At 46.9% G+C, this 8,027-nt stretch carries 8 protein-coding genes and 1 pseudogene; 5 read left to right on the top strand and 4 right to left on the bottom strand.

The window, feature by feature from the left end; genetic code table 11:
* Positions 1 to 487: 487 nt before the first annotated feature.
* Positions 488 to 880: a hypothetical protein gene (locus ACE1CM_RS17510; protein ID WP_374878808.1), complete on the top strand. Its 393-nt coding sequence runs from the start codon at positions 488 to 490 to the stop codon at positions 878 to 880.
* Positions 881 to 1,147: 267 nt separating this feature from the next.
* Here ACE1CM_RS17510 and ACE1CM_RS17505 read toward each other — a convergent pair whose 3' ends face one another.
* Positions 1,148 to 1,291 carry a hypothetical protein gene (locus ACE1CM_RS17505; RefSeq protein ID WP_374878806.1) on the bottom strand — a complete coding sequence of 48 codons (144 nt, stop codon included), beginning with the start codon at positions 1,289 to 1,291 and terminating at the stop codon, positions 1,148 to 1,150.
* A gap of 525 nt (positions 1,292 to 1,816) precedes the next feature.
* Here ACE1CM_RS17505 and ACE1CM_RS17500 point away from each other — a divergent pair.
* Both ACE1CM_RS17500 and ACE1CM_RS17495 read left to right on the top strand, forming a co-directional pair.
* The gene (locus ACE1CM_RS17500) at positions 1,817 to 2,284 is read left to right on the top strand and encodes a tyrosine-type recombinase/integrase (RefSeq protein WP_374878810.1); all 468 of its coding nucleotides are present in this window, start codon (positions 1,817 to 1,819) and stop codon (positions 2,282 to 2,284) included.
* Between the two features lie 118 nt (positions 2,285 to 2,402).
* Entirely contained in the window at positions 2,403 to 2,918 is a 516-nt protein-coding gene (locus ACE1CM_RS17495; RefSeq protein WP_374878804.1) for a hypothetical protein, read from the top strand.
* 66 nt (positions 2,919 to 2,984) lie between these two features.
* Here ACE1CM_RS17495 and ACE1CM_RS17490 read toward each other — a convergent pair.
* From ACE1CM_RS17490 to ACE1CM_RS17480, 3 genes and pseudogenes are all read right to left on the bottom strand, one after another.
* Positions 2,985 to 3,872 (bottom strand): annotated as a pseudogene (locus tag ACE1CM_RS17490) (RNA-guided endonuclease InsQ/TnpB family protein); the annotation flags it as partial.
* 297 nt (positions 3,873 to 4,169) lie between these two features.
* Positions 4,170 to 4,811 carry an IS607 family transposase gene (locus tag ACE1CM_RS17485; protein WP_374878803.1) on the bottom strand — a complete coding sequence of 214 codons (642 nt, stop codon included), beginning with the start codon at positions 4,809 to 4,811 and terminating at the stop codon, positions 4,170 to 4,172.
* Positions 4,812 to 5,406: 595 nt separating this feature from the next.
* On the bottom strand, positions 5,407 to 6,369 hold the full coding sequence (locus ACE1CM_RS17480) for a glycosyltransferase family 9 protein (RefSeq protein WP_374878801.1): 963 nt from the start codon (positions 6,367 to 6,369) through the stop codon (positions 5,407 to 5,409).
* A gap of 619 nt (positions 6,370 to 6,988) precedes the next feature.
* Between ACE1CM_RS17480 and ispD the strand changes: the two genes are divergently transcribed.
* Positions 6,989 to 7,720, top strand: coding sequence for a 2-C-methyl-D-erythritol 4-phosphate cytidylyltransferase (ispD, locus tag ACE1CM_RS17475; RefSeq protein WP_374878809.1), 732 nt, complete (start codon positions 6,989 to 6,991; stop codon positions 7,718 to 7,720).
* 76 nt (positions 7,721 to 7,796) lie between these two features.
* Complete coding sequence (locus tag ACE1CM_RS17470) at positions 7,797 to 7,910, top strand: helix-turn-helix domain-containing protein (protein WP_374878799.1); 114 nt, start codon at positions 7,797 to 7,799, stop codon at positions 7,908 to 7,910.
* The last annotated feature ends 117 nt before the right edge of the window (positions 7,911 to 8,027 follow it).

Genomic DNA, 8,027 nt, shown 5'->3' with positions numbered 1-8,027 from the left:
CTTTGGACAGTTCGTTCACTCGCTGCATCGCTTGCCAACAACGCAGAAACGTTGCCACCACTTCGGGAGAGTAGCCGTATCGATAACGCACTACAAGCCACATGGTTTTTTTCCTTTTAGTTGGTGAAGAAAGGGGTATGCCCGATTTCGCGATACCCCAAATTGGAGAGTGTTTACAGAGTTATTTGGTTGTCGGTTCAACGGCCCGGGCCGCGCATAAAGTGGCATTCCTCCTTAAAATCAGTAATCCATCCAAATCGGTTATTGGGTTGTGGAAGTTGTTCCCGCACAAGGGGGGGCAGGGGGGGATCGCTGCCTTGGGGGTTGCTCCTCATTTACCGCCACTGGGTTCTGGGCGTCCCTCCGGTGGGGAGGGGGGAGAAAAGTTGCCCGTTTGCACGTGCAACCGATAAATTATTGCACGTGCAATAGATGTCAAGAGTTGAGTGCGTGATTTTTATGCACGTGCAATAATAGGGAAAAATCTATGACTATTGGCGATGAACAACCCGTTACCAAACCAGAGACAGAAGACTGTCAACGCAACGATCAGATTGGCACCCCAAGATTGGGAAGCTTTGGAGGAAATAGCTCGGAGCTTGGGCATGAAGAATCGAACTCAACTTTTTGTGGGCATAGCCCGTGGAGCAATTCAATTGCAGAGAATCTTGCTCAGAGAAGACAAGATATTATTGGGAAAATATTGTGCCAGTTGAAAGAATTACAGGAAATTCATCTGGCTTACGTAAGGGCTCACACACAAAGACTGGAGTTAAGGCTTGAAGAGAACAAGGATCACCAAGCAAAGATCGTTGATAGAGTAACGCAGCTAGAGGCAATAATTTCAGGATTGTTACAACTTGACGAAATGGAAGAATAAACCAGCGTATGTATCCGGTCGCTGGTTTTGTTTTCTCCAGCGACTGGTGCGTACGCGTAGCTCCGAACATTACGCGTTTAACTCCGAACATTACGTGTTTAACTCGGACTTCCGGGCTGCTGGAATACCGAAACCAAACCCTGCCGGTTCCCCGACACCGACCCTGACGAGGAGCCACCAGTCGCCACTATTGCCTGCAATATTGGGGCGGCATCGAGAGTTTCGAGGCAAAGCGCGACGACGACGACGATTTTTAGATCGAGGAACTCATTCGCTGGCAGCGAGCCTAGCTCTGAGTTGTTCCAGCAGTTCCAGACTCTCCTGAATATCCGATCGAGTTTCTTGTGCCGAGTTGATATCCATCGATCTGATAATGTATTCCAAATCTGTTGATAACCACACGAGCGCCATGTGGATTTCCTCTCTAGAATTGCTTGGATTTTGTCAAACTATTCTAGCATTATCTCTGGGCATAATTTACCCACCTGTTGCCAATTATCTATAATTAATTAACAGCGATACAAGCTAGAAATCCGCAGCCACGGTGTGGAAAAATGGTGGTTTTAAGAAAAACGCCACTCGTTAAGGTTGAAAACGCTGTAAACCATACCATTATTGGGACATAGCCGCTGATTTCCTTTCCGGTACGCTGGTGGCGATTCAGTGGCGTAACTTGAACTTAGAGGTAAAAAATCAAGTGGGTTCACTCGCCGCAAACGCTTACTGGAAGACAATTGTACGAATTTAGCTATCCGCTTGTCATGTCACCTACTTGAAGATTAACTCCTAAAATCGTATAATAATCAAATGCCTAAAGCTAATCGCCACGTTCTAGCAGCAATTATTTATGAAATAGATTTTAGAGAGAGCAAGAAAAATATATAAAATCCCAGATAAAGGATAATTGTTGATATTTTAAACTAGACCGGCGCTCGAATAGGGGCTGTATTAAAACTTCAACTTCCAGATGTTTATTTATCTATTTCCAAAGGAGAACCCAACGAATTTATCACTTTTAGGGCAGCTACCCGCAAGGCAGACACCAAGGGACAAAGACGGACTCGCCAAATACCCATGCACGGCGAGCTAAAGCTGGCACTGGCGGGATATCGACATTACCTGGATTGGGACAGTCCCTGGCTATTCCCAGGCAAGAACAAAGCCAAACCGCTGACGTTACAAGCGTTTGATTTAGTTCTGCGGCAAGCAATCTCAAAGGCCAAACTGGCTCACCGGGGAATCAGCACTCACAGTTTCCGGCGCACGGTAATTACCCGATTGCAAGAGCGGGGCTGCGATATCCGGTTGATTCAGGAAATTACTGGCGATCAAGATTTGAAGTCGTTGCAGCGGTACGTCGAAATATCGCCCGAACGGGTGAAACAGGCGTACGCATCGCTATAAAAACTGGCGATCGCCAGATCGGATCGGGGAAATCCCCGCCGACTCAGTACTAGGCATTACCGATTACCAATTACCTATTACCTATTAGGCATGACCAATTACCAATTACCTATTACCCATGACCAAACATGACACCTGGGTATGCTTATTCCCAAACAGTCCCCTAGAGAACTACCTGCACCTATTCCCCAACGGCATCCCCATGGGCGACCCCTTTGCTATGGAGCAGGTGAGAAATCAAACTGGAGGCTTTATCCCAGTTTGGATAGTCGATCTCGACCGCAAGAGCCCGTCCCAGTTTAAGGCAATAGCGAAAGCGATCGCATCAAGTTTCCCAGTTGACGCAGAAGCAGTCGCAACCGAAGATCGCGCCAACGGCGGATTCGCGGTTAATTGCGATTGGATTGCATCAATCAGGTGCGGCCCGGAAGCAGCGCAGCGGATGAAGGAACTAACCAACTTTTTAAACACTGCGCTGCAACCGCCTAGCGCCAAAGCTTGGCGAGAATTCTTTGCCTCACAGCGTCGTCGCTGGAGCGATGGCGATGAAGTGCCGCCCCCATTGCCAACGAACACCAAGGAGTTAGGCCTAATACTCATAACCCTCGGAGCAAAAGCTGCTCCCAAAGACTAACGAATCAACAAAATGTTAAGTGGATATTCAGTGTTTGATGTGCAACTTTTAAGCTAATCAACTCGATTAAAGCTGATTAACTATGGCATCCGTCAATTCTGACACGTCAGAAAGCACGATAGAATCATGTGTCACGGTAAAGGCAGTTGCTTGCAAAGCACGCAATAAAATATTACGTGCGCCGTTCGCATCACGAGAAATATGAGTTCCGCAATGTGGGCATTTAAATACTTTGTTGCCACCAAGTTTGTGGTGAACATGACCGCAATTACCGCATGTTTTAGAAGTGTAATATTCGTTGCAAACAACGACAATTACACCCTTCTTTAATGCAGCTTGCTTAAGATGTTGCTCGAATTTGTAATGATAAATACTCAAGATTTGACGCACTGACTTGCTATTAATTCTACGCTGCTTACCGTTAGGTTTTTTAATAACCATTTGACTAGAATCAAATGTCGTTAAAAAAATTACTTTGTAGGAGTTGACAAGCAAGTTGACAGCTTTGTTATGCAATTCCTTAATTAGATTTTGGATTCTTTCTCTAACACGATTCGCGGCAATACGCATCTTTCTACGCTTACGGCATGTTGTTTTAGTAGAACGACTAATTAGATTATCAAGGTGCTGACACAATCTTTGTATGCGCCCGATGTCTCCCTTTCCAATCTCTAAGACATTCTCACCGTCAAAGCCAGTTAAGAAAGTACGGTTTCCAGGATCTAACGCTATTACTCGGTCACTCCCTGTAGGTACAATTTCTTTATACTGTGGGAAGCAACCAAACCATTTACCACGACGGAATATAAGCTCTGTACCATACTCGCATTGAAAAGGTACTGTATTGCCAATCCTACTAAATTTTAAACCTTTTGTCCTATTGCAATACCACGTACCATTCTTAAAATTACCTACTTTAAATTGAATGGCTTGTGATGTTGCTTTGCAGCTTTTAAACTTAGCAAAACCACCTTGACTACGAGCTTGACGGAATGCATTATATGCTTCTGCACAAGCTCGTAGTCAAGGTGTCCGGGTAAAGTTCTTACCCAATCAGGAATATAATCTAGCTTCTGAAGCATCTTGTCTATATCATAATCGTTTAGTTTTACTTGTTTAAACTTTCCTGTTTTCTGCTCAATAACTGGAGTATTTACAACATCGTAAATTACCCCCAAAAGCTTAATGCTTTCGTTGTAATACTAACGGTATGCAGCTAACCAACGCTTCCAAACTTGATGTAATTCCTTACTAGGATAAAGCCTGATTCTCAGCACACTGTTCGGTTGAGGCTTTGTCGATTTCTTGTGCCTCGCCGTCTTTTTGTAAGTCTTCTTTAAGCTTTGATTTGTACTTTCTAAGTGCGTATAACCTACTAGAGAAACAGTGGATGATGGACAACATATCTTGTACGAGTTCCTGTTCGGGAGACAACTTACGGTCATTGAGAACCAAGAGTTCGCACTCAAATTTATTGCATATCCACTTAACCAATTCGTATCCGAACCGGACAAGTCTGTCAGGGTGGGCAACGACAAGACGTTGGATATCGCCGTCAATGATTCGTTCCAAAATTGCGAGGAATTTTTTCCGTTTAAAATTGAGTCCGCTGCCAATTTCACAAACGATTTCCGCCTCTGGGTATCCTGTGCGTAAGTGTTCAAGTTGTCGTTGCAAATCTTCTTGCTGGGAATGAGTCGAAACTCGCCCGTAGCAAATAGTTTTAATTGTCCTGGGCACTCCCGCGACTTTTTCAACTTCTTCGAGGACGAACCGCCTTTGACCACCTGGTGTACGGATTGCTCTAAGCTTTCCTTCGTTCTCCCACCTTCTGAGGCTGGAAACGTGGACACCAAGGATTTTCGCTGCTTCCTTGGGGGTGACATGTTGCATCAAAACCTACTTAACTCGACTTTTAACAGTCTAGCAGGAGTTAAGTAGGCTTAAGCGATTTAAGCAAAGATTTTACAAGTAGTTACACGTCTTGACCGCGCTACTGCTACATCCACCGCGATGAGAGCATCGGGCAGGTGGTAAAGTTACATATTCCGGGTGCAAGCGGGTCGGTGAGGGTAGGACGCCCTGCGCTGGTGAAGGAAGCGTACGCATCTGGAAGTACTCCCCACCAGATAGAAGAACTAATCAAAAACTGGTCAACATGAATGGGAAAGAAGGGACACTCTTCGCGGCGCGGTGTCGGTGAGGTAGACCCAGAACCACGCAATGCATCTCTATTCTTCAAAGTTACTCAAACAGGACTTACGCAAATCACCTTTGTTTATATGAAAAATCGTCGTTTTGCAACTGGAGATGGTAGCTAGCTTGAAACTTTGGTGATAGGATCTTCGTGCGTAAGTCCCGACAACTCAAACCTACCCGCCCGGTGTTCCGCTTAGGTATCCTCAGCCGTGGCAAGTCTATCCCCGGTAGTAAATTACTGGGGATTCCTATGACCCATTACCAATTAGCCATTACCTATTCTGTATCATCAGCCTCCGCCCCAAACTTTTTCTAAGATGGTTGCGGGTGAGATGTCTGCCATTTTCCCGGTGGGGGATTTGATGGCGATCGCGCGATCGCTCTTGGGCAACAATTTTTCTGGGTCGGTGGGACCAAATAGGGCGATGGTATAAGTTTGGACTGCGACTGCTAGGTGCATCGGTGCGCTATCGGTACACAGCATCAAACTGGCACCGCCGATGGTTGCGGCTAATTTGCCGATATCCTCTGGGGCGGTAAATTTAAGGTTGGGGAATGCCAAAAGCAGCTGGTTAACTAACTCGGTATCTTCTGGTCCAGCGATCGCTACGACGGAAAGATCCGGCTGTCGTTGTTGGAAATCTTGAATAATTTTGCTCCAATTTTCGACGGGATAGATTTTATCGATGCCTTTGGCTTGGGCTAGCTTACTAGAACCACCGTGGATCAAAACGTAGCCGCTTTCGGTAATACCCAGCCGTTTCTGTTCGGCTTCCGCCCATAGAATATCTTGTTTGGGCAGGTTGATGGCTAACTGGGGACAGGGGCTAGTAATACCCATCCCTTTTAGGAGGTCGTGGTACATCGCTGCGGCGTATTGGTCTTTGTTCAGGGGAACCGGGTCAGTCAGAAACGGCGAACCGCCGCCTGCGTAGCCAATCCGCTTGTTAATGCCAGTTAACCACAGCAGTAGACCGACTAGCCAAGTTTGACCCAAAGAAAGGGCAACATCGTACTCGCGATCGCGCAATCTCCCCAATAAATTACCCCAATCTGCCGGACTGTTGCGATCCTTGAAATCGTACAGCAACACATCGTTGACCGATTTGCAAACTCTATATGCACCAGCAGATCTAGGTTCGACTACCACATCAATATCGGCGTCGGGGTAAGACCGCTTTAAGTCGTCCAGGGTCGGAAAGAACAGGATTTGATCGCCAATCCCGCCAGGAACTAGGGCTACTACTCGCATAATTCTCCAGACAGGCTTTTCCGCTCCTCATTTTACCTCCTAGATGGGTAGTCCCCTGCTATAGCGAAACTGCTTGGGCAAAATGAAAGGCGCGGCGAAGGATGAGCCAGAAATTGCCAATCTCTTATCGAGTAGACCAGAGCCTGTAATGTAGCCATATCAGCAGTTTTGGGCTATAATAATCATGGTACAAGCGACCCGCCGATTGAGAGTAAAAGGTAGGCAATTTGCCGGAACCTCCAAAGTTCGGGAATAGCCAAGCACCTTGAAAACTCAGGTTATGGGGTTCCACAGCGAAAATGAGTAGCACGGTTGCGGCTCGGGTCTGTGGGTAATAACCTGACTATATAAAAGTCAAGCTTTGAAAAAAAGCTGTACCCAGGGACTCTGGGAATTGGAAACTGCCTGGGCAGTCGGTCTGTCGGGGAACCAACGGTGGGAGAAGTTTATTTGGTTTTCGTTCGTACCACCGCGTTCTAGATCAGTGGCGAAACTCCGTTGCGGAAATAACCAGGAATGCCTACTCGTAAGGGTAGGAAGCCTACACTGTATGCGTAGCATCAGTATAGGAGGATGTCACGGGAAGATATCTCTAGTTCAACCATTGTTAGACAAGACCGTGTATTTATTAATTCCAGCAGCCGGGATGGGGCGTCGCATGGGTAGCGATCGCAACAAGCTTTTGTTGAGTCTGTTGGGTAAACCCCTAATTGCCTGGACGCTTCTGGCGGCAGAAGCTTCGCGCCGCATCGGTTGGATTGGCATTGTTTCCCAGCCCGACGATTGGGCAGATTTAAAGGAAATTCTGGCTGAACTATCTTTAACTAAGCCAGTACAGCTAATCCAGGGCGGCGCTACCCGTCAGGAGTCGGTCTATAACGGATTACAAGCGCTACCCGTTGAAGCGCAACAAGTGCTAATTCACGACGGTGCTAGGTGTTTGGCGACCCCCGATTTACTCGACCGCTGCGCCGAAGCGATTCTTTCCTGTCCGGGTTTAATTGCCGCTGTGCCGGTGAAGGATACGATTAAAATCGTCGATGGTTCTGGTTTGATTGAGGATACGCCGGAGCGGCGCTTTCTGTGGGCGGCGCAGACGCCGCAAGCGTTTGACGTTAAACAACTGAAACAATGCCACGCCCAAGGACGGGAGGCGGGGTGGGAAGTCACCGACGATGCGGCTTTGTTTGAAAAATGCGGTTTGCCGGTCAAAATTGTGGCAGGGGAAGAGACAAATTTAAAGATCACGACGCCGCAAGATTTAGCGCTCGCAGAATTTATCTTGCGAGGGGGTTTGGCGGAGTCCATTTATCCCACACTTCCCTTCGGTACATCGACTCCCCCAAGTTAATTTTACGCAACTCAACGTTCCTAAAATTAACAGTTAACAGTTGAGCATCACCCAGTAAAGACTCTATAATACTTGGATGCTGACATTTAACTACCGCTATCGAATCTACCCTAATGCGGCTCAAGAACAGAAGTTGATTGAGTGGCTGGAAATCTGTCGTGGTGCATACTCGCGACGTGAAGTCGTGTAAAAGAGGCATACGCCTTGTTTGATTGGAGAACCTATTCTCCCAGAGAACCTTCTCTCTGTTCCCACGTAAAAGAGTCCATGACTCCGCCTACCTTGGAAGTAAGTAATGAACCCGAAG

It is taken from the genome of Microseira sp. BLCC-F43, assembly GCF_041929235.1.
Lineage (GTDB): Bacteria > Cyanobacteriota > Cyanobacteriia > Cyanobacteriales > Aerosakkonemataceae > Microseira.
The sequence above is the reverse complement of the archived record's forward strand: the minus strand, read 5'-3'. Positions and strand labels throughout refer to the sequence as shown.